Source organism: Sphingobacterium endophyticum, from assembly GCF_009733535.1.
GTDB classification, from domain to species: Bacteria; Bacteroidota; Bacteroidia; order Sphingobacteriales; family Sphingobacteriaceae; genus Sphingobacterium; species Sphingobacterium endophyticum.
The window spans coordinates 69,697-95,964 of the sequence record NZ_SMMI01000007.1; the positions used below are offsets into that span (position 1 = coordinate 69,697).

A 26,268-nucleotide genomic window follows, 5' to 3' on the forward strand; every position below is an offset into this window, starting at 1 on the left:
AAGCTTGTAGATTTAAGAAAGGTCAGGGAATCCCCTGACCTTTAGTCAATTATTAACTTAAACCTTAAAATAGTAAACCTTCTGGTGATCAAGTTCGAATTTTATTGCGCTTTAAAGTTCCAGAACCATGCCGTTCCCCATGGTCCAACTCCTGGTTCTGGATAGGCTAAAACGAGTTCTTTTCCATTGATGATTAAAATATCATACTCATAAACAGGAGCTCCGCCTTCATTTGGCGACTTCCCACATAGAACGGTCACACCTTTGGTTGTTAATTTCCCTTTGGCCCAAACCGTACCATTGTCTAGCGTAATCTTTTTTGTCATATCAAAAGAGAAACTTCCAGTCTCAGATTTGCCATCTGATTTTACTTTTGTGAGCTTTGCACCCCTTAGAGAAAAAACCATTTTGGCTCCTGTACCTTCTCCTGCAGCTTGTCCATTGATATCAGACTCTTTCAATGTCCACCATGCTGGTCCATCATTACCCATATAGCCTCCGTTTCCCCATACTGCAGGTTTAGTCGTATCCCAAACCCAAGTTTTATCCTTACCATCAGTCAGCATACCCCATTCTAGAGGTACCGGAAATGTCAATTCATCTACTTTAACCTTCAATGACTTGCTAATTTTTGAACCGTCAGCATTTAATCCGGTAAAGATGATCTCATTCTCTCCAGTGGAGACTAATAATACTGTATCCGTTTTTTTCTGTGTAACACCTGTACCATAATCCCAAGATGATAGCACAGGACTATTGTTGTTAACAACGGCTTTATTGCTGGCTTTTCCATTCACTGTTACAAGTGTTGCCGAGATATCCAGCTGTTCTGCTGTAATGGCAGAGCCCAATTCCATCCGATCTTCAATGGGTTCGCAACCTTGAAAGAATAGCAATGAAACCGAAAATATGATGATATAAATTAAATTTTTCATGCGTAAATAAATTAAATATTACCAACCCGGGAACTCATTGCTTGAATCTCCCCATCCTTTATTCTGAATTAAAACACCTTCCGATAAGGCAATCTGAGAGCTTGGAATAGGCCAAAAACCTCCTGTAGCATCAAACCTGGCTTTGTATCCACCTCCAAATGCTTTCATCTTCGTGTCTTTTCCTTTGTTTTTGATATCCACACCTTCTTGTTTCGCTAAGGCTGCCGAAGCATCGCCCCACCTCATTAAATCAAAATAACGCAATCCCTCAAATGATAATTCCCAACGACGCTCTCTTTTCAATGCCGCCAATGAATAGGTAACTGAACTTAGTTTTGCTCTCGAACGAACTCTATTTAAATTCGTTGCTGTTTCGGATAATTCTGCATGCATCAATAACACATCTGCAAATCGGATCAATACTAAATCCTGGGTATGTGCTAATTGCATTTCTGCTTGCGCAGCATTGGCTAGTATCGCATAGGAAGGTAGTAGGGCATTCGTCGTTTTATCATAGGCCGTAATCGCTATATATTTCTTCTGCCAGAACCCAGTCTCTTCCATCTGATTATCTGCGCCAAAAATATATGAATCTACATCGGTTGCCACATTCAGTATTGAACCGGTACGTCGGATATCTGTAGGTTCTGCCGCGCGCCATTCATTCCACAGATTCTTATTCACTGGGCCAGCTCCCCAACCTTGACCAAATGGAAATGTGCCTGCTAAACCATTGTTCGAACGTAAACTGAAATGTAGATTGTATTGATTGGAGTATCCAAGCATGTACTGATCCCCCCAGTCAACCAAGGTTCCAAATTTTACTGCAAAAACAGTCTCCTTATTTCCTTCCCCTTCATACTTCAGATTGTTGTCCTGAGCATATTTATAATCTACTTTGGTGAATTCATTGGAATATGGCCATAGATTCCTGAAATCACTTGCCAAGTCATGACCACTATTTTTTATACAATCATCCAGCCATTGAATCACTTGGGCTTTCGTTACGCTTCCCCCTGATGTCAATGGTAAATCTGCTTTTTTATAATATCCCGTATAGAATAAAAATACTCTTGCCATTAATGCTTGAGCAGCCCATTTTGTTGCATGACCTGAGGCAACACTCGTGTATGGGCTGGAAGGCATTAAGGAAATCGCAGTTTTTAAATCTTCTGCTATCTGTCCATACGTGTCAGCTGCTGGTGATTTGGGAATATTGCTCACTAGAGTGCTGGTTACCAAAGGAACCTCACCAAACATTTGAGATAACTCAAAATAGTATAAGGCTCTTAAAAAGTGCACTTCCCCTAACAATTGGTTCTTTTGTGCATCGCCCGTCCAGCCTTCAACCTGTCCTAAGGTCTCCAATGCCGTATTGGCACGGAAAATCCCTTGATATCTTGCTGTCCAAAAGGTTAAAAATCGATCCGGTTGGGTATTCATGAAATGATCTAGACCTTGCATGTCCTTGTCATTTTCACCTCCGCCCCCAAACCGATCATCTGAAGCTAATTCTGCCATATAGAAATGGCTGTTTTGTACATTGGAGATCGCTGAATTCAAACTTGAGTAAATTCCTGTAAGCATGGAATTAGCATCTGCAACATTTACTGGGAAGTTTCCTGTATTTTTTTTATCGAAGCTTTCTGTATCTAGGAACTTTTCGCATGAGCTAAATAATCCTAAAGCCATCAATATAATTATCGTCTTTTTCATGATTACAATTAAAATTTAAGGTTTAAACCAAACATGATCGTTCTAGGCTGAGGGTAGAATCCTAAATCAATCCCCGTTACCCAGGATTTATCATAGCCATAACCAATTTCTGGATCCATACCACTATAGTTAGTGAAGGTGTACAGATTCTGAACAGTACCATAAAATCTGATTTGACTGAATGGAGATTTTGCCCATAATTTGGCAAAATCATAACCTAAGGTGATGTTTTGGATTTTGACAAAATCAGCATCCTCAATATAGATATCAGAAATGTATTGGTTGTTGGTGTGGCTACCACTCGTTAATCGAGGAATCTTGTTGGAAGTACCTTCACCATGCCATCTTTCGAAAATCTCGGTGGTGTAATTCTGCAATGGACTATCAGCAAATGAACGGTATGATTTTGCAATCTGGTGGCCAAAGGAGCCATGGGCAGTAATTCCCAAATCAAAACCCTTATATCCGAAGGTTAAGTTCATACCGCCACTGAAATCCGGATGTGGATTGCCAATCATTACTTTGTCAGCATCTGTTATTGCGCCATCCATATTCGTATCAACGAAAGCAACATCCCCAGGTTGTGCAGTCGGTAAAACGCCTTTTCCGGATGATCTCCATGAATCAATTTGTTGTTGGTTCTGGAAAATACCATCTGTTTTAAACCCATAGAAATAACCGATTGGATAACCAACCTGTGCACGGTACATTTCTTTGGTGCCCTGACTTAGAACGTTTTCTTCTCCATGGATGATTCCTTCTGCATTGGCAATTTTTACAACTTCATTTTGATTATATGCCCCATTTAGACCGATTCCGTAAGTGAAGCCACCAACATTATCGTTCCAGTTCAATCCTAACTCAAATCCCTTATTCACGATATCACCACCATTGATAAATGGTGCAGAAGTTCCATAAATTGCCAAAACTGGCGCTTGTACCAACCAATCTACCGTAGATTTTTTATACCAGTCAAATACGACCGAAAGCTTATTGCGAATAAATCTAGAATCAAATCCAATATTTAACTGCTCGGAAGTTTCCCAAGTAACATCAGGATTCGGTAGGATATCAGGATAGGCACCTCTTAGGAGGGTACTCATATTATTCCCGAAATAGTATCCATTTTTGTTGTTGATTGCAATGGTTGCTAAATATTGGAATGGGCTAATAGAAGCATTACCATTCTGTCCCCAACTTGCTCTCAATTTGAAGAAGTTCAAGGATTCATTTCCTTTTAGGAATTCTTCATTTGTTACAACCCAACCAACGGATGCCGATGGGAAATATCCCCAACGATTACCTCTGGCGAAATTCGAAGAACCATCCGCTCTTAAAGTAAATGTGGCCATATACTTTTCGTTGTAATTGTAATTGACACGACCAAATACGGATGAAATTGCTCCTAATGGCCAATGTACACCATTAACCGTTGGAATAAATCCTTCATATCCTTGTCCGTTACTTACCCAGGCTTTATCCCATTGCCCAGGAAAGGATGAATTTGATGTCGTTACGCTCAAATCCTCTCCTAAACCACTTTTTTCCATGGATTGTCCGGCAACTACATCGAATTGATGTCCAGTTAAGGGCTCAAAATGATAGCTTAACGTATTTTCTAATGTCCAATTATAGCCTACAGATTGGTTTTGATTAATATCATCTATAGCATTTGAAGTGGTGGTCGATAGATTATAAACTCCAGTATATTGACGATACGTTGAAGCACTCATTCTATAACCAAAGCTTGATTTAAAGATTAAATTCTTGATCGGTTGAACTTCGACGTAAGCATTCGCAAATAAACTATGGCTTTTAGCCATATTCTGACCCCGACGAAAGACCATTTCTGCCATTGGATTGGACGTAGCTCCATCTAAAACCCAGTTATCCGCAACCTTACTCGGCTGATCATAATAGTCGCCTTTCTCATTGTAAGCTGGTAACAATGGATTTCCAACCATCATATTATGGACATCATTCCAATAAATATTGCCAATACCAATGCCCGAACGGTTATTGTAGCCATAACTAATGTTCTCTCCAAACTTGATAATATTGAATTCATCATTTTTCAAAAGTACATGGTCAGAATTTATCCTTGCAGTATGTCTTTGGAAATCAGGTTGAACAGGTGCGCCAATTATACCCTCACGGTTTGTAATTGAATATCCCATGGAGAATTTAGATTGTTCATTTCCTCCCATTAAGTTAACCGAGGTATTCTGTAAAATGGCATTGTCATTATGAATTTCTTGAATCCAGTTTGTACCGTTCCATGTTCCATCCATAATCTGTTGATATTGCTTTGGAATTAAATTCGCCCAGTCATAGGGTTCTGAGCCCTCGTTAAATCTGCGCTCATCCTGAATGGTCATATATTCTTTTGCCGTCAATAGGGAAGGTAGTTTATAGGCGTTTTGAAAACCTAAATAATTGTCTAGATGTAAAGATAATTTGCCTTCTTTTCCTTGTTTGGTCGTTACAAGTACCACACCATTTGCAGCTCTTGAACCATAGATTGCTGCTGAAGCAGCATCTTTCAATACGTCAATACGCTCGATGTCTGATGGATTCAACATATTAATATCTCCACCTACAACACCATCAATAACATAAAGTGGACTGGAATTACCTATCGTTCCTAACCCGCGGATGGTCACTTTGAATCCTTCGCCTGGCATTCCTGAACTCTGGGTAATCTGAACCCCTGGAGATTGACTCTGTAATGCCTCTAATATGCTCGGGGTACTCAGCTTTTGTATGTCTTCCCCTTTAACTTCTATTGTTGCTCCAGTGGTTAATTTCTTCTTTTGAGTACCATATCCTACTACGACAACCTCATCAAGATCATCTAAGCTTTCTTTTAGGATAATGTTGAAATTCTGTTGGTTACCAATGCTTACCTCAGATTTTAAATAACCCATATAGGTAACAGAGATCGTTTGGTTATTGGAAGTGATTTCCAAGGAGAAATTTCCATCTGAATCTGTGGTAGTTCCATTATTTGTACCGACCAATAATACAGATGCTCCTTGTATAGGATTTCCGTTCTCATCCGTAACTTTTCCACGAATGCTTCTTTGTTGAATAGCTGATGATGAGGATTTGCTTAAGTTTTCTGCAGAAACCTGGTTCGCCGATCTTTTTAAGACAATGGTACCATCAACTAATTCCCAAGATATTGGCTTGCCAACGAATATATGGGTTAATGCCTGTTCAAGTTTTTCGTTCTTGATGTCTGCATTTATCTTGGTGTTGGCAATATCCTTTCCATTCAATAAAAATGGAATTCCACTCTGTTTCTGAATGGATTGCATCACTTGGATCAATGGTGAGTTATTCGCTTTTATACTGACATGCTGTGCGTAGCTGCTCGCATATGCATTTACGATACTCAGGACAGTTAATAAAAAGGTTAATTTCATGGTCAATACCCAGTATTTTAATTTAGGTATGGCAGACCTACTGCCATAATCAATTTGTTGTATAAAAATCATATTTTTGTACAATTAGGATTATAAATGATTAAGGGTTTACTTATCGGTTTACTATTTTTTCTTTTGGATCCTTATATGGCCGAACAAGGGTGTGCGAAACCAGTGTTCGGTTTTTTTATAGGGAATCCTTTAAGTCGGATTTGCTTTTTGCTTTAATTTCATGATTCTTGGCTGTTTAGTTATTTATTGGATAACTAGTAATTTATAGGTTTTACCAGTCTGTTTTAATTTAAAATCAACCCCGCTTTTTTCAATCATCCGCATCACTTCGGCCAGGTTTTTATCCCTTCCTATCTCACCATAAAAGTAGGTGGAAGGAATGTTCCCTTGATAGCTTACCTCGATGTCATACCATCGGCTTAAGCCCTTCATTACATCCCGTAATTCAGTTTCATAAAAAAGAAACTTATTGGATTTCCAAGCAATATAACTGCTCACATCAACTTCCTTTTTTATGACCTTAATTCCGTTATTAATCGATTGTTCATTTGGCTTAAGGTTCCATGTTCCTTCAGAAGTATGTACATTGATAGACCCTTCTACCAAGGTTGATACCGTTTCAAGGTCATCTGGGTAAGCCGAAATATTAAATTGGGTACCTGTAACTTCAATTGTCTGAGTCTTGCTTATTACTTCAAAAGGCACTCTTTTACTGTTGTAATTTAGTTTTGTGACTTCAAAATAGCCTTCACCTTCTATTTTTACCGATCGCTTATCCGCCTTGAATGCTAAGGGATATTCTAATTTCGACATGGAGTTTAACCAAACCTTACTGCCATCTGGTAAGGTCACTTGGTATTTTCCCCCCTTAGGTACATGGATGCTGGCAGAAATTGTGGATAATTCTGATTCTGAAATGGAAAGGAGTGGAGTTCCATCGGAATAAGCCAAAGACTCATCTATTACAATTCCATCCTTATCTGTCCTAAGTTTAATCTTTTTGCCATTAGACAGGGTTAATTCCGCTTTGTTAGTGCCTGGTAGAACGGACGATAACTCTGCGTCTATTTCCGTAGGGGTATTCTGCTTGGCATAAAATATCCCAAGACCAATGCTGGCAATTAGAAAAATAGAGGCTGCATAATACATCCAATTCTTATTCCTTCTTCTTATTGGCTTGATCTCTCCTTTATGGATTTTTTGAAGGGTATCACTCTTCAGGTCTCCTAACCAATTTTCTTGAGACTTGTTTTGTAAATCGACCCACAGAAAGGCATCCTCAAATAATTCATCTTTACTTAAGACATCCTTAAAGAATGTTTCATGCTCCGGTTTTTCTTTGATCCAGTTGTTTAACTGAACGCTTTCCGCAGAACTGATCTTGCCCTCAATGTATTTTTTTATTAATCCAGCTACTTCTATTGAAGATTTCATCGTGTTTATAATGGTCGTTATGTACAAAAACGAATGACTTCATGAAACCTTAGTAAATATTTAAAATAATTTTTATTTCCTTTATTAAGCCCTACCTTTGTAAATATGCTTTACAACACAATTGGTTTCAATCAGCAATTCCCATTATTTGCAAAAATTATTGGGATTATCCTGTTGTTTGTTTTAACCTCATGTCCGATTAAGGCATCAATTAAGCAAAATCTGTATCAGGATACTAAAACTGAAAACAGAAACAATAAATCGGCAAAAACTGATTCTTGGATTGACCTCGAAGAAATGAATTGTAGCGTTGCATCAGAGCAACTTACGGTTTACAAAAATCTGGTTCAAGATTTTCAAGTGCAGCCTGCCATATTCTTATTGTTTAGCTTTGCCTTAATCCTTTTTGCGCTCCTGCCTAGGAAAGTCGCAGAAAAACCGCATTGGAATTCAGTGAAAATTAATTCCAATGACCTCTTCCTCCAATTCAACAGATTGAATTTATAGAATATTACCTCTGATTAGATTTGTCTTTATGGCAATTTTACCCGGGCTTGGAATTAGAATAATCTTCTGATATCCATCTTAACCGTATGGTTAATTCTGCCCGAACAATTAAAACAATTTTAATTTTAATGTATTCAGATGGTTTTTAATTTCAAAAGCCTATTGATCCTTTTGGGGATGTGTATTGCTTTTAATAGTAATGCTCAAACGTTACAAGGATTGTGGGATAAAACTATAGCATATTATAAAGGGTTTGATGTTCAAAGTCAACAGACTCTTTTAGCCAAGCAAGATAGTCTTGCACAACAAATAAAATACAAACCCCAAGTTCAAGCTCAATTTCAACAAAGCTTAAGTTCTGTGAACGGAACTTCAGGTGCATTTTTGCCCCTGCCGGGAATTATGAATATTTCAGGTCCTCAAGTCAACGAAGGTTCTTCATCAACTTTTAATCATTTCCTATCTGCGAGTATGAATTGGGACTTGATAAACTTCGGTAGAAAAGATCTTGATAAAGATATTTCGAGTTCTAAAATTGCCTATTCTAAATTGAACCAACATAAATTTGCTTTGGAAATTCAAAAGAAATTAGCAAATAGATATATTGAATTCCTATACCTTCAGATTCTCGACAAATGGTATCTCAGACATGCCGAACGATATTCAACTGTCCTTGATATTACCAAAGGACTTGCAAAAGCAGGAATAGTACCCGGGGCTGATTCTCTATTGGCAAATTCTTCCCTGAAAAATGTACAAAGCAGCCTTTCGCATGTTCAAGGTAAGTTGGATGCGTCCATATTTCTTATCAAAGAATTATCAAACGTAAATTCTTTGCCTATTCAAGAAGCTTATTCAAAACCCTTTCTTGAAGTTTTAAAATTTCAAGATTCTGTTCAATCGGAACATCCGATCTTACAAATGAAGAAGCAACAGCTGCAATCCTTTGAGTTATTGGGGAAAAAGCAGGATAGAGGGATTTTTCCAAGGATTATGCTTTTAGGTGGTCTAGCAAATCGCAGTTCGGGTATCGCCTCAAATGGTTATGTGAATTCAGGATACACTGATTTATACCAAGACTTTGCTAACAATTATTTTATTGGGGTAGGAGTAACTTGGAACCTGCAAGAAGTAATTCAATCAAAATCCAATAAACGCCAATATGATCTCCTCCGTCAGAATAATCTTCTAGAACAAGGACTGGTCCAAAATGAAATCAAAACGAGCTTGGATCAATTGAATGCAGAGCTAAATGCAGCTTATCTGGGCATAGATCAGTCGAATATCAGCAGAACACAAGCAGAGGAGGCATTCCAACTTTATAAAACTAGATATGAAGGTGGGCTGATTAATCTTTCTGAATTATTACAGGTTCAGGAAATACTCTTGCAGTCTGAAAAACAGAATCTTGTTTCTTACCTGAATTATTGGAGCCTCATGGTTGATAAAAGTTATCAACTGGCTGATTTCAGTTTATTGTTTAATCATTTTTAATAGAATACTATGAATTTAATACGTTTTGCTTTACGCAAGCCCATAGCGATTATCATGGTAATCTTTGCCATAGCATATTTTTCCTGGCCAGTCATAAAAAAAATTAAAGTCGATATATTTCCAGAGGTTGAATCACCAGCTATGTATATCGCCATGCCCTATGGTGGGCTTTCCCCGGCCTATATGGATGGATTTATGGCGAATGAATTCCAAAAAGTACTGCTCTTTGTAAATGGTGTTAAAGAGTTGGATTTTAAGAGTATACAGGGATTGACCCTGATGAAGCTAACTTTCTATCCTGGAACGGATATGTCTCAGGCTTCAGCAGAGATTTCCATGCAGGTTTCTCGTGCCATGGGATTCCTCCCAACAGGAGCCGTACCTCCCATGGTCGTTCGGTTTGATGGTAGTTCATTGCCCGTCGGCCAACTGGTTTTTGACTCTGAAAAACATTCCGTAACCGAATTGCAAACCATGGCGGTTACGAAGGTGAGACCTATGTTTGTCAATATTCCCGGAATTACAGCTCCGGCACCTTTTGGTGGAAATATGCGAAGTTTAGTGGTGAATATTGACCCGCAGAAATTGAAAGCTCATGGCCTTAGTCCGGAAGAAGTTACCTTAGCCGTAACTAAAAATTCCTTGCCATCACCCGCAGGAAATGTTCGTATCGGGGATAAAAACCTTATGGCGCCTGTAAATTCAATTTCATCAGGTGTAGAAGAATTTCTTCAAACGCCAATTAAATCCATTAATGGTCGAACCATATTAATTGCAGATGTGGCTTCTGTCATGGATGCCGCGGATCAAACTGTCGGTTATGCAATTATCAATGGCAAACGATCGGTCTATCTTCCCATTATCAAAAAACCGGATGCATCAACTTTAGATGCCGTTGATAATCTGAAGAAATCCCTGCCGATGTTGGAAAGTTTGCTTCCTGAAGGTGTTAAGATTTCTTATGAATTCGATCAATCGGTATATATATCCAGGTCCTTGTCGAACTTAATTTTCGAAGGGGCATTAGGTGCTCTATTGACAGGATTAATGGTTTTTCTTTTCTTGAGGGATTCTAGAGGGGCCTTAATCGTTATTCTTACCATTCCCATTGCGATTATTACTGCGGTTATAACATTGAGTCTTTTTGGACAAAGCATCAATATCATGACCCTTTCTGGTCTGGCCTTATCCATTGGTATTTTGGTCGATGAGGCAACCGTGACGATCGAAAACATCCATCAGCATATGGAAATGGGAAAGAAAAAGTCAAGAGCAATTCTGGATGCTTTATTGGAAATATCTGCCCCCAAACTATTGATCTTATTAAGTATTCTCGCGGTATTAACACCAGCATTCATGATGGAAGGAATTCCTAGGGATATGTTTATGCCTTTGTCTATGGCAGTTGCATTTGCTATGATTGCCTCCTTTATTTCATCCCAAACATTTGTCCCAATCATGGCAAATTGGATCATGAAAACAAAAAAACATCCTGAAGGGAAACCTAAGCGAAATTTCATCGATAAAGTGGCTGTCAAATATGCGAAAGGATTAAGGGATTTCTTCAACAAATCAAAACTAGTTACGTTCACCTATATCCTCATTTCCTTCTTCATGGTTTTTGCTGCGGTCAGCATCCTAGGTACGGATATCATGCCGAAATCCGAAGGTGGAGATTTTCAGGTAAGGATTCGCATGCCCGATGGTACTCGCATTGAAAGGACAGAAGAAACCGTAAAAGCATTGACGAATTCCTTGATGGCAGAATTGCCTGAAAACAGTTTAAAGATTTCATCTTCTTTTGTGGGGATGCATCCTTCTGCAAATCCCATTAATCCGATTTTCCTCTTTAATAGCAGTACTGCTGAGGCTGTTCTGCAATTGTCACTGGATAAAAAGAAATTGGGAATGAAAACGGATGAATTCAAAGAATTTGTAAGAGCTCATATTCATGAAATTTATCCCAATATTTCCATAAACTTTGAACCCATCGAGCTTATGGAGAAGATTATTGGTCAAGGGTCAATGACTCCAATAGAGGTTAAAGTAAGTTCTGCTCAATTGAAACAAGCAGAATCATTTGCCAATAAAATTAAAAAAGAACTGGAATCATATCCCTTTCTAAAAGATGTACAGATAGCTGAACCATTGCATTACCCAACGATTGACATAAAAATTGATCGTAGACGTTTGGCAGAATTTGGACTTACGGTGCAAGAAGTTTCCAGAAATCTTTCTGCAACAACATCTTCAACCCGATTCACTGATAAAAATCTTTGGGTAGATCCCAAATCTGGTTTGGTGTTTCAGGTTCAGGTACAGGTGCCCGAAAATATGATCCAAACCTTGCAGGATTTAAGGTCTATTCCTGTCAAACAAGGTTCTGCAACTCCTATTCTTGAAGATGTGGCAACAATAACGGCTAACGAAATACCGGCTCAAGTAAATCGTAGAGGCCCGAATCGCTATGTTAGTGTCATTGCGGATATTCATGATAAGGATTTAGGAGCAGCTAATAAAGCAGTCAACGAGGTCTTGGAAAAGGTAGGGGAAGCACCTCGTGGAACTAGAATCTGGAAGGAAGGTAATCTTACTCTATTAGAAGAAACTTTATCGGGATTACTTTCCGGATTATCCATAGCGATTGTGGTTATATTTTTTATGATGTCGGCTTATTATCAATCTGTTCGAGTTAGTTTAGTTATCCTGTCGGTTATACCTGCTGTAATTGCAGGCTCAGCAATCATGATTTGGATAGGTGGTAGTACACTTAATCTGCAGTCGTATATGGGAATCATTATGTCGATCGGAGTTTCTGTTTCCAATGCTGTTCTGCTCATAAACCAAGCGGAATGGAATAGGAAGAATTTGAATTTATCAGCATCAAATGCTGCCTTACTCGCTGCAAGATCCAGATTTCGTCCTATCCTGATGACGGCTTTGGCCATGTTAGCTGGTATGCTACCAATGGCCTTAGGATTTGGTGATGGAGGTGAACAAATTGCTCCATTGGGCCAGGCTGTCATTGGCGGACTTCTGAGCTCAACTGTTACAATCCTTCTGATCGTACCGATCATATTTAGCTTAATCATGAATCGTGCAAATTATGGATCTCCATCATTGGATCCTGATGATTCAAAAAGTAAATTTTATCTAGAACAATAACAATGAAAGCATTAAGTATAATTGGGCTCGTAGTTTTACTTGCAGGATGCCAAGGATCCTCCAAAGAGAAAGAACAGCCAAAAGAGAATTCGAATATCAAGGAATTAACCATAGAAGTTGTCAACCCCGTTGAACAGCAACCAACATATTCCTTGAAGTTACCGGCAGAATTACAGCCAGCTGAATCTGTTGAAGTATTTGCCAAGGTCAAAGGATTTGTCCGTAAAATAAATGTTGATGTAGGTGACCAGGTCAAAAAGGGTCAAATACTTGCTACATTGGAAGCTCCTGAAATAGACATTCAGTCTACTGCAGATCATGCCAAAACACAACAGTTGAAAGCGAACCTTGAAGTGAGTAGAAGCAGGTACAATCGGCTAAAAAATGTTAGAAGCCAAAGCCCAGGTGCAGTTTCTGATTTGGAATATGAACAGGCATTGGGAAGTATGATAAGGGATAGCGCAGCATTTGTAGAAAGTGGCTATTCCAATAAAAAAACCAATCAAATGCGGGAATACCTTGTAGTAAGGGCTCCATTCAACGGTGTAATTACCCAACGTAATTTTTCAGTTGGAGCATTGATGGGGGATACTGGTATTCCTTTCTTTAAGTTGGTGGACAACCATAAACTGAAATTGAAGGTTGTCGTTCCAGAATTGCATGCAAAATCCGTTTCCGATAGTACCATAGCAAACTTTAAAGTCATGAGTATGCCTGATACAAGTTTCAAAGCACATTTAAAAAGAAATGCCATGGTTATTGATCCAGTATCTAGATCCCTGGCTTTAGAGTTTGATGTGCCTAATCAAAATAATATGCTCAATGGTGGAGACTATACTGATGTCCTTTTAAGTCTGAAACGGCCTCGGCCGACCGTTTTTGTACCACAGAGTGCAGTGGTCAATTCCCAATCCGGAATATTTGTTTTCAAGGTCACAGATGATAATAAAGTGGAGAAAATTCCGGTTAGCATTGGCCAGAATCAGGAGCTTCTCATCGAAGTCTTTGGAAACATAAATCCAACGGATAAAATCATAAAAAAAGCGACGGAAGAAATTAATTCCGGGCAAATAGTTCAAATTGTAAAATAATCTAAGCAAATTTAAATATGAAGCAGTTAATCATATGTTTTTCTTTATTGTCTTTATTGGCAATAGGATGTAATAATGCAGCAGAAAATAAAGCACAAGCGGATAGTTCAGCTATTGATAGTTCTACAAAAGATGTCCAGGGAGTAAGTATGGACGGAAAGCAAAATGGCCTTCAAGCAAGTTTTAAAAATATAAATGGAGAGACGGTTTCTATCAGTGATTTAAAAGGAAAGGTGGTGGTGATGAACTTTTGGGCAACCTGGTGTCCACCATGTATCGCTGAAATGCCTTCCCTGCAACACCTTCATGAAGAATTGAAGTCTGAGAAAGATATTGTATTTATGGCGATTGAAGTTGATCAAAATATTGACAAGGCAGCCAAATTTATGGCAAAGAATAAATATACCTTGCCTTTGTATACGCTTGATTCAGAGTTACCTGAAGAGTTAGTGAGCAATTCGATTCCCATGACGGTGATTTTGGCCAAAAACGGAGACATCGTGGGGAAACAGGTGGGGATGATGGATTTTAAATCGGAAAAATTGAAACAAGGATTAGTCGATTTAACGAAAGAAAATGAAAGGTAAATAATATGAAACCAATTAAAATTGTTACTAAAGTTGAATTGGAACCTTTGGAATTACCAGGTAATCCCGACCAAATACAAAATGAAAAAGTTGTACAAAACCAACAATATAAAGGCGCTGAAGCTAATAAGGATTCCTATAAGGTTGTTTTCCCATTAGATACAAATAGTTCTGAAGTTTTTGACCTAATCGTTAGAAAATTCATGAACCTTAAATCTGATCCAAGATTTCAAGGGAAGCTGGAAGTAGAGCTTTTAATTTTTTCAGATGGGACAGAGATTGTTCTTAAAGATTCAATACATGAGCACTCGTTACTTGCATTAGTTCATATGGGAGTTCGTGTGGTTCAGTGTCTAAATTCTCTGAAAACACGTGGTTATACAAAAGAAAACTTAGTTGATTTCATAGGCTATACCCCTAGTGGAATTGGTGAACAAGTTATTTTGGCTTCCGAAGGATGGGGCATTATTAAGCTATAAAAGAGCAATTCTAGTAAAAAAGGCATGAAATTTTTCATGCCTTTTTTATTGAATTAATTTTTTATCCTCCTGAAGCTGTTTTTAATACTAATCTCCATATTTCTTCGAGTTTTGGTTGTGTTTTAGTCGTGTTTCGCTCGTGTCTGGTCCGCACCTTGCGAGGATATTGTCCACAGCTCGTCCGCTCACAAGCGGACGAGCTCCGAATAAGTTTTGGACAAGCTGTGGATGAGACACGAGCAAAACACGAGCAAGACCAAAGCCAAACCCAAGGGAAACACATTTAGCAATTTTAGTTAACCTAGATTTAAAAATAAATTTATATCCTGTATTGGGTTTATAGATGTTCCTGAAACCTATTATTATTTCTTATCAGATTTGCTATTTTCTAGACTCTTTAAAAGTGTTTAATTTTTAATTTTTTATTTCTTTTTAATAGAATGATTTTTCAAATAAAATAAAATAGTTTACTTGTTCGGATGTTTTAAATATCTCTAAATTTTATTTATTTAAATAATTGAAAATCATTGTTTTAAACATTTTGTTTGCTGGGTTTTAATGATAAATCAAGGTGTCTTAATTTAATTCTATATTGTTTAAAATTCTTACATTTTATTAATTAATCGAAAACAAATCCTTAATATTTACTTAATGAAGCTTTTCTAATTTTGGCTCCATAACTCAATACCATAAACAAATGAAATTTAAACCAACCCTAATTGGGGCCTTATTACTTTCAGTCACATCACTCCAAGCTCAAACGGATGATGGAATTATTCGACTAAGTGAATTTGCCTATCCTGTAAAGCGAGAAAACTTAAATATTCCCGCTGTGAATGGATACCAAGTATTAAAATGTGATTTTCATATGCATACCGTATTTACAGATGGTCATGTATGGCCAAATGTACGTGTGCAAGAGGCGTGGAGAGAGGGTTTAGATGCTATATCTTATACTGAGCATATGGAATACAACCCTCATAGTGCAGATGTAAAAGTAGATCATAACCGTTCACATGATTTAGCGGTTGAACTGGCCAAAGAGAATAACATTGTTTTAATCAAAGGTACTGAAGTGACTCGCCAAACTCCTCCAGGACATTTTAATGCTCTATTTATTGAAGACGCCAATGTTCTTGTTTCGGATAACGATTCGAAAATGGATCAGGAAGCGATCGATAAAGCCTATGCTCAAAAAGCATTTATTTTCTGGAATCATCCAGGTTGGAAAGCTACAGCAATTCCTGGATCATACGAGTGGATCGATTTCGTTGAGAAAATGTATCAAGAGAAAAAATTACATGGAATAGAGGTTGTCAATGGTTTAGGATTTCACAAAAAAGCATTGGATTGGGCATTGGACAGAAATTTGACCATAATTGGAAATACTGATATTCATAATCTTATAGCACATGATTATAATATTGGCCAGCAAGGAGTACATCGAACAATGACATTACTAATGGCAAAGGATCGTTCAGCTGCCGGAATTCGTGAGGCGCTGGAGGCAGGGAGAACCGTTGCATGGTCTAGTCATTACCTGTTTGGAAAGGAAGAGAACGTTCGCAATTTGGTGAATGCATCAATCTCTGTTTCTCCATCCTATTACGAGAAATCAAATCCTAAAACTAAGGTGACCACGAAATACTATGAAATTAAAAATAATAGTGATCTGTATTTCGAGTTACAGTTGAAATCAGGCAATGGAACCAAGAAAATCATCTTATATCCAGAATCTACACAGATTTTGACAGCAGAATCCGGTCAATTTCAATTAACCTATGAAATCGTGTCCACTTATATCAGAAGTGACAAGCATTTACAATTTGATATCAATTTGAAGTAAAATAGCATAAGCCTATTATTTTATGAAATCATATATACCAATTTTTCTATTGGCAGGGACAGTATTGTCCTATCCGATGGATTTGAGTGCTTCAAAATTAAGAAGTGAGCTCATTAATATTGTTGAAATACAGCAAACTATCAGCGGTAAGGTTGTGGACGGTAGTGGCAACCCTATTGAAAATGCTTCGGTTGTTATTCAAGGGACAAATCGTGGTACAGCTACTGATAAAAACGGACAATTTACCTTAGAAAGTAGCAAGTCAAATGTGACTTTAGTTGTATCCTATGTTGGTTTTAATACAAAAACGCAACAGATTTCCGGAGACTTAAACCAAATTGTTGTTCAATTGGACAATAAAAATGATTTGGATGAGATTGTTGTTGTTGGTTATGGAACCCAGAAGAAGATCAATTTAACCGGAGCAGTTTCCCAGGTTACTTCTGAGGTTTTGGAAAATCGTCCGGCGGCAAGTTTAAGTAGAATGTTGCAGGGGACTTTGCCCAACTTAAACCTTAAAATGGTGGATGGCAGTCCAACTCGTGGGGCTACCTTTAATGTTCGTGGATCGACTTCTATTGGTGCTGGAGGTAGCGCATTGGTATTGATCGATGGTGTTGAAGGAGACCCGAATATGATCAATCCGAATGATATCGAAAGCGTAACGGTCTTGAAAGATGCTTCATCTGCTGCTATATATGGATCAAGAGCGGCATTTGGAGTTGTTTTGATCACAACAAAGAATCCAAAAGCTGGAAAAGCAACGGTGACCTTCAATTCTAATTTTTCAATTAACAATCGTGTTGTTGAACCAAAATTAGTGACCAATGGCTACGATTGGGCAAAAAATTTTAATGAGGCTTTCAATGCATGGTACGATTATAAATCGACTCCGATTTCCGTAAACAATATCTATCCATTTTCATTAGAATATTTGGAGTCCTTGAAAAAGCATGCTGAATCGGGAGGTGATGAAGTCGTTTTCAATAAGGCGACGAATCGCTATGAATATTTTGGGAATACAGACTGGTATAACATGGTTTACCGTCAAAATATGCCAAGTACGGAACAGGCCATGAGTGTTTCAGGAGGTGGAGAAAAAGCTTCTTATTTCCTTTCAGGAAGATATTTTCACCAAGGAGGTCTATTTAATTTCAACCCAGATAAATTCAATAAATACAATATCCGTGGGAAGGGAGATATTAAGGTAACAGACTGGTTGACATTCCAAAATAATACGGAAATCAGCACTTATGATTACCATTATCCAATGTTTGCTGACGGTGATGGAAATATTTGGAGACAGTTTGAACATCAGGGATATCCGATGGCTGTTATTTATAACCCCGATGGAACCTATACACATTCTGCGGCATACACTGGAATTGCCTCTTTTATCGAAGGAAATAATTCATCTGAACTTAGTAATACCGTTTTGAGAAATACAGCAGGCGTAGTGATCAAGCCTGTTAGTGGATTGACCATTAAAGGGGATTTAACATTCTCGAGAACATGGGAGGATGAACGCCGTACGAATAACTATATCAATTATAGCAATTCTCCCGGGGTTATCGACCGATTCGGAAGAAGTCTGCTAAGAGAATTAGGAGAGCGCAGAAAATATTTAGCTGGAAATATCACGGCAAACTATCAGAAGAAATTCTCTCATAAACATGATGTGAATGCCTTGATTGGTTACAACGTAGAGACGCAGACCATCAATTTATTAAATGCTCAAAGAGATGGTATTATCCTTCCTAACAAACCTGACTTTAATTTAATGGATGGCCTAAATTTCAACATCACAGGTGGTGGGAATGAATGGGCTTATTTAGGGCTTTTCTATCGATTCAACTATGCCTATGACAATAAATATTTATTGGAATTAAATGGTCGTTATGATGGATCTTCAAAATTTCCTTCAGACCAACGATTTGGATTTTTCCCATCGGTATCGGCTGGATGGGTCGTGTCAAATGAATCATTTTTTGAGGATGCAAAACCTTTAGTTAGTAATTTGAAGTTTAGGGCATCTTATGGATCTCTAGGAAACGGAAATGTGGCACCTTACCGATATTTGGAGCAGATGTCGGTAGCGAAAACAGGCGTTATTTTAGGAGGTGTGCAGCCTAGCTATACATCCATTCCAGGGGTTATTCCTGCAGGATTAACTTGGGAAAGATCGACTACATTCAATGCAGGGGTTGATTTAGGATTTTTTGATAATGCATTGAATTTTACCTTTGATTGGTATAACCGTATGACTTATGATATGTTTACCGTAGGTGAACCATTACCTAATGTTTTCGGAGCAGCAGTTCCTTACGGAAATTTTGCGGATTTGACCACAAAAGGATGGGAATTAACGGTTAACTACAATAACCAGTTTGAATTAGCTGGTAAACCATTTAACTGGGGTATCAATGGATCTTTATGGGATAGCAGGTCACATATAACCAGGTTCAATAATCCGAATAAATTATTGTCATCCTACTATGTAGGACAGGAGATCGGCGAGATTTGGGGTTACCAAACCTTAGGGTTTTTCACCTCTGAAGAAGATGTTGCAAAACACGCTGATCAAAGTTTTATTCGAAATTCCAATAATAATGTTTGGCTTCCAGGGGACTTGAAATTTGCGGATTTACCAAATGCAAATGGAGAAACTGATGGAGTAATCAATCAAGGTGATAATACGGTTGACAACCCAGGTGATAGAAGGATTATAGGGAATAATTCTCCGAGATATCAATTTGGATTTACATTGTCGGGTAGATGGAATGGGATAGGACTTTCAGCCTTTTTCCAAGGAATCGGAAAGCGTGATTACTACTTTTCGCCAGAAGCCGGATTATTTTGGGGTCCATACAATAGACCTTATGGCTATCAACCCACAAAAATGATGGAGGATATGTGGACGGAAGAAAATACCGATGGATATTTTCCACGATATAGAGGTTATACAGCATTAGGAACTGACCGTTCATTAGGTGCACCTCAGACGCGCTATTTGCAAGATGTTGCTTACCTACGTTTGAAAACGCTAACAATAGACTACAATTTACCACAAGAATGGCTGAAAAAGACAAAACTGGGTAATGTTCAGGTTTTTGCTAGCGCTCAGAACTTATTTACTTTCTCTAACCTATTCAAACATACAGACAATTTTGATCCTGAAGTTATCGAAAAACCAATTGGCGAATTGACCAACGGATCAGGGGAGGGATATGCATATCCGCAATTGAAGACGACCACATTTGGATTAAATGTTACTTTCTAATTCGACAACGATGAACTCAAAAATAAAAATCAGCATTTTAGGATTGGCTGCGATAGCAATGACATCATGTAGCAAAGATTTCTTAGACCGTGAGCCTTTCGACAAGTTGGTGCCAAATACTTACTTTACGACAGAAGCAGATTTACAGCTGTATTCTAATTCCTTTTACCAACAATTTATTCCTTCAGGCTTAGCAATCGTACAGGCAGATGAAATGGGTGAATATACCTCTAAGAATAACTCGCCAAAATTCATTGCCGGAAATTTTTCAGCAGTTGACCAAGGTTCATGGAGCTGGACAAAGCTTAGAAATATCAACTATTTCTTGAGCAAATATAATAACCCGAGCATACCTGAAGAGGCGCGAAACCATTATGCAGGGGTCGCTAGATTCTACAGAGCTATGTTTTATTTTGATATGGTAAAGGAGTTTGGAGATGTGCCATGGTATTCTAAGCCTTTATCTACGGATGATAAGGAGTTGCTATATAAAGGTCGTGATCCAAGGCATGCGGTCATGGATTCTGTGTTGGCAGATTTGAACTTTGCCGTTGCCAATATCAGAGATAAAAAAGACAATACCTCTTCTATGATTACCAAATGGGTGGCACTGGGCATGAAATCAAGAATCTGTCTTTTCGAAGGTACCTATAGAAAATACCATACGGAATTGAAGCTTGCATCCACTGCCGATAAATGGTTAACAGAGGCTATGAATTCAGCCAAAGAAGTAGTGGATTCTAAACAATATAGCCTGCACAATACAGGGAATCCCAATCAGGATTATAGGACAATATTCACAAGCGAAAATCCAGTTTCTACTGAAATCATGTGGGCTAATGTATATAACAATGCCTTAAAGCGTTGGCATGAAATAACATGGAAATTCAATTCAGCAACATTTGGTGCAAGATGGGGTTTGAACAAGCAATTTGTAAATACTTATTTAAATACGGATGGCAGTAGATTTACAGACAAGGCAGGTTATGATGAATTATTGTTTGTGGAGGAGATGAAAGGGCGTGATCCGCGTTTGGCACAGACGGTTCGTGGCTTGGGGTATAAACGTTCCGATGGCTCAGCTGCGCCGGCGAATTTTGGTTATACCTTTACGGGTTATCACATCATGAAATTTAGTTTGGACGACAAACGCCTTGACGGGGTAACGGAGGGTTATAATTCGATTACGATGTTGCGTTTTGGGGAGGTATTATTAAACTATGCCGAGGCGGCAGCAGAATTAGGAAAGCTTTCGGGAGATGCAGGATTGTGGGATCAGACGATTGGTGCATTGAGAAAAAGGGCAGGAGTTGATCCAAAGCAACCAGTTGATCTGGATAAATACCTTCAACAAATTTATTTTCCTGAAATTTCTGATAAGTACCTTATGGAAGTTAGAAGGGAGCGGGGGATTGAGTTGGTGTATGAAGGATTGCGATATGATGATCTGATGCGTTGGAAGAAAGGTCAGCTTTTGGAAATGCCTTGGAAGGGGATTTATGTTCCAGGAATGGATCAGGAGATGGATTTAGATGGTAATGGTACGGCAGATGTATCTTTTGTTACCAAAACTCCATCAAGTCCTAAGCAAGGTGTTTCATATTTTGTAGTTGATGGGAAGGCTGCAAAACTGACAGAAGGAACAAAGGGGCATATCATCTGGAGAGCAGACGAAAATCGAAAATTCGAAGACAGGAAATATTTGCGACCAATATCAAATGCGGATTTGGTTGTAAATCCTGATTTAGGTCAGAATCCTGGCTGGTAATCAAACTACCTATTAATAAAAACCGCCGTATCAAGATTTGAAATTTTGATACGGTTTTTTTTTGGGTTTTCACCCCTAGTCCTCTCCATAGGAGTTTTTGGCATTCCATGTATAAAGACCTGGAAACCATTTCAAATTAGGTTTCAATTCGCTTGGGGCCTAATACGGCAGTGGAACTAGCATACTTTATAGTCGCTAGGAAATAGTTTCCAGAGCTGAAGCTCTGGAATGACAAAATCCCTTTTTTGGAGGGAGGTCCAGCGGAAAGTTGGTCCCCTTTGATGGGACCGACTTTCCGCTGGACCGGTATGCTCAACCCAACAGAGGTCAAAGCGTCCTTCCGAATGTTTGTCCTTATTAAATCAAATTAAAATTTTAACCATTTAAAAAATAAATGGCAGAAAAGGTTAAGTTCTAACATTTACTTAATGAATTTATTACAATTCCTTTACACAAAACTTGAAATATACCAATTCGTTAATATTGACTTAACATTTTGTTAATTCTTAATTTTCAATTTTGTGGAGATGAGAAAAAGTAAATTCCACATTTTTCATATACTGAGTTTCATTGCTGTGTCAGTAAGCTATTCATGTAGCAATAATTCCAACTCAATTAAAATGAAGGGCTCGGATACCGAGGTTAACCTAGCGGTCAATTTAGCTGAAAAATTCACGAAACTGGATCCTAATTTTAGCATTGCTATTTCAGGAGGAGGATCGGGATTGGGCATTACTTCGCTTATGAATGGTCAGGCAGATATTGCAAATTCTTCCAGGCCCTTATCTGATGAAGAGGTACAGCAGTTCAAAGAAAAAAATATTGAGGTTAAGACGGTTGTATTTGCAGAAGATGCCACAGCCTTTATTGTACATAAGGATTTACCAATCGACTCCATTGATGTTGAATCTTTGGCGAAGATTATGGATGGACAGGTTACTAATTGGTCTGAAATTTCGGATGTGACATTGCCCATCAATATCTATGGACGTCAAAGTAGTTCGGGTACCCATTCTTTTGTGAAGAAAAAATTGAAGATTGAATTTACGAATACTGCGAAGGAGATGACTGGAAATGCCCAGATTATCGAGGGGGTAAAAGCCGATAAAACGGGTATAGGTTATGTAGGTGCGGGTTATGTAGGCCATGATCCGACGGCATCTCAAGGAATAAAAATATTAAAGATAAAAGATTCAAAAAATGCTGTCGCTGTTTCTCCCTTGGATCAAGCGGCTATCAATAATGGAATTTATTTTTTTCAGCGGCCCTTATATCAGTTTATCCTTGCAGAATCCTGGGATAAAGTTCGTCCCTTTATCAATTTTGAGCGTAGCCCGGCTGGCCGTTTGTTAATTGAAGATCATGGTTATTATATCTTAGAAAATCAGAAAAATGAAATATAAAGCTAGATTGTCTTTGGACATATTTTTTAAATATGTTTTTAAAGCTACAGGTTTGTTGGTATTAGCATTGTTGGGAGGTATTTTAGCAATGTTAATCTATAATTCCTTTTCATTTTTTATGGATGTGAAACCATTGGATTTCATTACAGGAATTGAATGGAATCCAACAGCCAAAATACCAAAATATGGTATGGTACCTTTGATTTTAAGTACCACGATCGTAACATTTGGAGCGATGATTATAGCCATTCCCCTGGGTATAGGTACGGCGGCGTTTATCTCGGAATATGCCAGTCCGCGCCTGAAGAATATCTTGAAACCAACGATTGAAATGCTAGCAGCTATTCCCTCGGTAGTAATTGGTTTCTTAGGGATAGTTGTTGTAAGTCCGGGGATTGCGAATCTTGCAGATCTTTCCAATGGACTGAATGCTTTGAATGGGGCAATTTTATTGGCCGTTATGGCATTGCCAACCATTATTACAGTTGCTGAAGATGCTATTCATGCTGTTCCGAAGACTTATAAAGAGGCGAGTTATGGAGTTGGGGCGACGAAATGGCAAACACTCCGTAAGGTCGTAATTCCAGCGGCTGCACCAGGAATTATTGCTGCTGTGATGTTAGGAGTTGGACGTGCCATCGGTGAAACCATGACCGTATTAATGGCAACAGGAAATGCTTCCATACTTCCGACAGGAATGTTTGATTCCGTGAAGACCATGACAGCAACAATTGCTATTGAAATGGGTGAAGTGCCTTACCAAACAACACATTATTTTGCTCTATATGCCATTGCGACGGTTTTGTTTATCATGACCTTAGCAGCCAATATGTTGGGTGAATATTTTATTAACCGATTTAGAAAATATCATGCTGCGTAAATCACAAAAATTAACGAGCGTTATAGAGTGGGGAACTTTGTTGCTCAGTACCTTGCTGGTTTGTTTCTTCCTTGTCGTCGTTATTTGGGAGATTGTTTCCAAAGGGGCTAGTCAACTTTCATGGGAATTTGTCACACAAGTACCTACCGATGGTATGACGAAAGGTGGCATATTGACGCCAATTATTGGTACCGTACTCTTAACGTTGATAACGGCATTATTTTCAATTCCGTTTGGGGTTGCCTGTGCAATTTACCTTCAAGAATATGCAGAAGACAATTGGTTAACCAGAACCATCCGTGCTTCCATCCGTAATCTTTCCGGTGTTCCTTCTATTATTTATGGACTTTTTGGACTTGCACTATTTGTTCAAGCTTTACAATTTGGAACATCCTTAATTGCTGCGGGATTAACCTTAGGACTATTATCGCTTCCCTATATTATTACCACCACAGAGGAAGCATTGATGCGTATTCCAAACAGTACGCGAGAGGCAGCATTGGCAGTTGGAGCAACAAAATTCGAGACAATAAAAGATGTTATCATTCCGTCGGCAATGTCAGGAATATTGACAGGTGTTGTCCTTACCTTATCGAGAGCTGCCGGAGAGACTGCGCCTATCCTTTTTACAGGTGCTGCTTTCTATATCAATGGGACTAGTGGATTTGTGAATCAAGAATTTATGGCTTTGCCATATCACCTATATATGCTGTCAACCCAGCATCAATCAATTGATGAAGTAAGACCAATAGCTTATGGAACTGCTTTGGTATTGATTGTTGTTGTCTTTTTATTGAATTTGACTGCATTTTATATTCGTTATAAGTATAGAAAAAATGAAAACTAAATTATCGGCAGAAAACTTAAATATCAGTTTCGGAACCAAACATGTATTGAAGAATGTCAATGTGTCGTTTGCCGAAAATGAAATTACAGCTTTAATAGGTCCTTCAGGATGCGGAAAAAGTACTTTATTGCGTTCTTTCAACAGAATGCATGACCTTTCTCCGGATGCAAAAATCTCAGGATCATTAAAATTAGAGAATTTAGATTTATATTCTAAAACAGTTCCTGTAACTGAAATCAGGAAAAGAATCGGTATGGTATTTCAAAAAGCCAATCCTTTTCCAAAAAGCATTTTTGATAATATCGCCTACGGATTAAAGATCAATAACCTTCCTCATGATAAGGGTGTGATCGAAAAAGCATTGCGGGAAGCTTTTTTGTGGGAAGAGGTTAAAAACGATCTAAAAATGCCTGCAACAAGGCTTTCAGGAGGTCAACAGCAAAGATTATGTATTGCCCGTGCAGTTGCTTTGAGACCGGAAGTTATCTTAATGGATGAACCATGTTCTGCCTTAGACCCGGTCAGTACCTTAAAGATTGAAGAATTGATTTCACATCTAAAGGAAAAGTATACCATTGTGATCGTTACGCATAATATGCAACAAGCACAACGTATAGCTGATAAAACGGTATTTATGTATTTAGGTGAAGTTAAGGAAGAAGGATTAACTAGTCAGATTTTTGGCAATCCGGTGAATGAAGTTACTGCGAACTACATCACAGGTCAGTTTGGTTAAGAATTCTTGTCTAAAGGATTTATCTTAAATTGGAGCTAAATATTTATTCCTATTAATAAAAATTTCATTGTTTATTTTTTGTTAAACTTATAAAACTATTTTTAATATTTAGGTTTTTGAATTATATTTAAATATTAAATAATTTAAGTTATGAGAAATACAATGCTTGTTTTTGCACTGCTTGCTACGCTTGTTTCAAGCTGTGGTCTAAAAGGATCAGGAGAAACCGAAAAGACTCCTCAAATATTAACTGTTGAGTTCGTTGGATCGGGTGATACAGCGATTCAAAATCCGAAGGGAAAAGCTCAATTATTGGCCGTTCCTGCTGATATTGCTGATGTGGAGGCAACTCTTGTTTCTGAGGTAGAATTTAATTCTGGCAAACTACCATTTACTGTGGATTTCGAAATTTCTTCAGACCATAGAAGCATGATCAAGCCCGAGGTTTCTGAAACAACATTAGTTAAATATTATGTTGCTTTAGATTGGGACTCCAATGGAGATGGTAAGCAAGATTCCACGGATGTACTTATTGATTTTGACAAGCAATTCCCAGATGTAGACATCAGTCAGATTCACCAACAGGTCTTTGTTAAATAAGACCAATGTCTTGATTTCATAAAATAAAAAATGGGTCGATTATTATCAATCGACCCATTT

The 26,268-nt window shown here is 38.2% G+C and carries 18 protein-coding genes; 14 read left to right on the forward strand and 4 right to left on the reverse strand.

Annotated elements, in window-relative coordinates:
- Window positions 1–101 precede the first annotated feature (101 nt).
- From E0Y80_RS10700 to E0Y80_RS10715, 4 genes are all read right to left on the reverse strand, one after another.
- Window positions 102–935, reverse strand: a complete 834-nt coding sequence (locus E0Y80_RS10700; RefSeq protein ID WP_156307660.1) for a hypothetical protein — start codon at window positions 933–935, stop codon at window positions 102–104.
- Window positions 936–953: 18 nt separating this feature from the next.
- Complete coding sequence (locus tag E0Y80_RS10705; protein ID WP_156307661.1) at window positions 954–2,651, reverse strand: RagB/SusD family nutrient uptake outer membrane protein; 1,698 nt, start codon at window positions 2,649–2,651, stop codon at window positions 954–956.
- Window positions 2,652–2,659: 8 nt separating this feature from the next.
- Window positions 2,660–6,151 carry a TonB-dependent receptor gene (locus E0Y80_RS10710; protein WP_231596018.1) on the reverse strand — a complete coding sequence of 1,164 codons (3,492 nt, stop codon included), beginning with the start codon at window positions 6,149–6,151 and terminating at the stop codon, window positions 2,660–2,662.
- Between the two features lie 183 nt (window positions 6,152–6,334).
- Window positions 6,335–7,525 carry a FecR family protein gene (locus E0Y80_RS10715; RefSeq protein WP_156307662.1) on the reverse strand — a complete coding sequence of 397 codons (1,191 nt, stop codon included), beginning with the start codon at window positions 7,523–7,525 and terminating at the stop codon, window positions 6,335–6,337.
- A 105-nt stretch (window positions 7,526–7,630) separates the two neighbouring features.
- On the opposite strand from E0Y80_RS10715, the gene E0Y80_RS10720 reads away from it, so the two are divergent.
- From E0Y80_RS10720 to E0Y80_RS10785, 14 genes are all read left to right on the forward strand, one after another.
- Window positions 7,631–8,032, forward strand: a complete 402-nt coding sequence (locus E0Y80_RS10720) for a hypothetical protein (protein WP_156307663.1) — start codon at window positions 7,631–7,633, stop codon at window positions 8,030–8,032.
- Window positions 8,033–8,170: 138 nt separating this feature from the next.
- Entirely contained in the window at window positions 8,171–9,526 is a 1,356-nt protein-coding gene (locus E0Y80_RS10725; protein WP_156307664.1) for a TolC family protein, read from the forward strand.
- Between the two features lie 9 nt (window positions 9,527–9,535).
- Complete coding sequence (locus E0Y80_RS10730) at window positions 9,536–12,691, forward strand: efflux RND transporter permease subunit (RefSeq protein WP_156307665.1); 3,156 nt, start codon at window positions 9,536–9,538, stop codon at window positions 12,689–12,691.
- Between the two features lie 2 nt (window positions 12,692–12,693).
- Window positions 12,694–13,782 (forward strand): efflux RND transporter periplasmic adaptor subunit, encoded by a 1,089-nt coding sequence (locus E0Y80_RS10735; protein ID WP_156307666.1) that lies wholly within the window; start codon window positions 12,694–12,696, stop codon window positions 13,780–13,782.
- Between the two features lie 17 nt (window positions 13,783–13,799).
- Complete coding sequence (locus tag E0Y80_RS10740) at window positions 13,800–14,369, forward strand: TlpA family protein disulfide reductase (protein ID WP_156307667.1); 570 nt, start codon at window positions 13,800–13,802, stop codon at window positions 14,367–14,369.
- 5 nt (window positions 14,370–14,374) lie between these two features.
- Window positions 14,375–14,848, forward strand: a complete 474-nt coding sequence (locus E0Y80_RS10745) for a DsrE family protein (RefSeq protein WP_156307668.1) — start codon at window positions 14,375–14,377, stop codon at window positions 14,846–14,848.
- 697 nt (window positions 14,849–15,545) lie between these two features.
- Window positions 15,546–16,694, forward strand: a complete 1,149-nt coding sequence (locus E0Y80_RS10750; protein WP_156307669.1) for an Sb-PDE family phosphodiesterase — start codon at window positions 15,546–15,548, stop codon at window positions 16,692–16,694.
- A gap of 22 nt (window positions 16,695–16,716) precedes the next feature.
- Entirely contained in the window at window positions 16,717–19,974 is a 3,258-nt protein-coding gene (locus tag E0Y80_RS10755; protein WP_197091559.1) for a SusC/RagA family TonB-linked outer membrane protein, read from the forward strand.
- 10 nt (window positions 19,975–19,984) lie between these two features.
- Window positions 19,985–21,742, forward strand: coding sequence for a RagB/SusD family nutrient uptake outer membrane protein (locus E0Y80_RS10760; RefSeq protein WP_156307670.1), 1,758 nt, complete (start codon window positions 19,985–19,987; stop codon window positions 21,740–21,742).
- A 527-nt stretch (window positions 21,743–22,269) separates the two neighbouring features.
- Window positions 22,270–23,145 (forward strand): PstS family phosphate ABC transporter substrate-binding protein, encoded by an 876-nt coding sequence (locus tag E0Y80_RS10765; RefSeq protein WP_156307671.1) that lies wholly within the window; start codon window positions 22,270–22,272, stop codon window positions 23,143–23,145.
- Entirely contained in the window at window positions 23,135–24,025 is an 891-nt protein-coding gene (gene pstC / locus E0Y80_RS10770) for a phosphate ABC transporter permease subunit PstC (RefSeq protein WP_156307672.1), read from the forward strand. Before E0Y80_RS10765 ends, pstC begins: the two co-directional genes overlap by 11 nt.
- A complete protein-coding gene (gene pstA, locus E0Y80_RS10775) occupies window positions 24,015–24,872 on the forward strand; it encodes a phosphate ABC transporter permease PstA (RefSeq protein ID WP_156307673.1) in 858 nt (285 codons plus the stop codon). The genes pstC and pstA overlap by 11 nt, the downstream gene beginning before the upstream one ends.
- Window positions 24,862–25,608 carry a phosphate ABC transporter ATP-binding protein PstB gene (gene pstB, locus E0Y80_RS10780; RefSeq protein ID WP_156307674.1) on the forward strand — a complete coding sequence of 249 codons (747 nt, stop codon included), beginning with the start codon at window positions 24,862–24,864 and terminating at the stop codon, window positions 25,606–25,608. The genes pstA and pstB overlap by 11 nt, the downstream gene beginning before the upstream one ends.
- A gap of 150 nt (window positions 25,609–25,758) precedes the next feature.
- Window positions 25,759–26,208 (forward strand): hypothetical protein, encoded by a 450-nt coding sequence (locus E0Y80_RS10785; RefSeq protein WP_156307675.1) that lies wholly within the window; start codon window positions 25,759–25,761, stop codon window positions 26,206–26,208.
- The last annotated feature ends 60 nt before the right edge of the window (window positions 26,209–26,268 follow it).

Coding starts and splice junctions, on each gene's coding strand:
- pstC (WP_156307672.1), top strand. CDS start 23,135: ATGAAATATAAAGCTAGATTGTCTTTGGACATATTTTTTAAATATGTT.
- E0Y80_RS10785 (WP_156307675.1), top strand. CDS start 25,759: ATGAGAAATACAATGCTTGTTTTTGCACTGCTTGCTACGCTTGTTTCA.
- E0Y80_RS10705 (WP_156307661.1), bottom strand. CDS start 2,651: ATGAAAAAGACGATAATTATATTGATGGCTTTAGGATTATTTAGCTCA.
- E0Y80_RS10745 (WP_156307668.1), top strand. CDS start 14,375: ATGAAACCAATTAAAATTGTTACTAAAGTTGAATTGGAACCTTTGGAA.
- E0Y80_RS10750 (WP_156307669.1), top strand. CDS start 15,546: ATGAAATTTAAACCAACCCTAATTGGGGCCTTATTACTTTCAGTCACA.
- E0Y80_RS10735 (WP_156307666.1), top strand. CDS start 12,694: ATGAAAGCATTAAGTATAATTGGGCTCGTAGTTTTACTTGCAGGATGC.
- E0Y80_RS10700 (WP_156307660.1), bottom strand. CDS start 935: ATGAAAAATTTAATTTATATCATCATATTTTCGGTTTCATTGCTATTC.
- E0Y80_RS10740 (WP_156307667.1), top strand. CDS start 13,800: ATGAAGCAGTTAATCATATGTTTTTCTTTATTGTCTTTATTGGCAATA.
- E0Y80_RS10710 (WP_231596018.1), bottom strand. CDS start 6,151: ATGATTTTTATACAACAAATTGATTATGGCAGTAGGTCTGCCATACCT.
- E0Y80_RS10715 (WP_156307662.1), bottom strand. CDS start 7,525: ATGAAATCTTCAATAGAAGTAGCTGGATTAATAAAAAAATACATTGAG.
- pstB (WP_156307674.1), top strand. CDS start 24,862: ATGAAAACTAAATTATCGGCAGAAAACTTAAATATCAGTTTCGGAACC.
- E0Y80_RS10725 (WP_156307664.1), top strand. CDS start 8,171: ATGGTTTTTAATTTCAAAAGCCTATTGATCCTTTTGGGGATGTGTATT.
- E0Y80_RS10760 (WP_156307670.1), top strand. CDS start 19,985: ATGAACTCAAAAATAAAAATCAGCATTTTAGGATTGGCTGCGATAGCA.
- E0Y80_RS10720 (WP_156307663.1), top strand. CDS start 7,631: ATGCTTTACAACACAATTGGTTTCAATCAGCAATTCCCATTATTTGCA.
- E0Y80_RS10730 (WP_156307665.1), top strand. CDS start 9,536: ATGAATTTAATACGTTTTGCTTTACGCAAGCCCATAGCGATTATCATG.
- E0Y80_RS10765 (WP_156307671.1), top strand. CDS start 22,270: ATGAGAAAAAGTAAATTCCACATTTTTCATATACTGAGTTTCATTGCT.
- pstA (WP_156307673.1), top strand. CDS start 24,015: ATGCTGCGTAAATCACAAAAATTAACGAGCGTTATAGAGTGGGGAACT.
- E0Y80_RS10755 (WP_197091559.1), top strand. CDS start 16,717: ATGAAATCATATATACCAATTTTTCTATTGGCAGGGACAGTATTGTCC.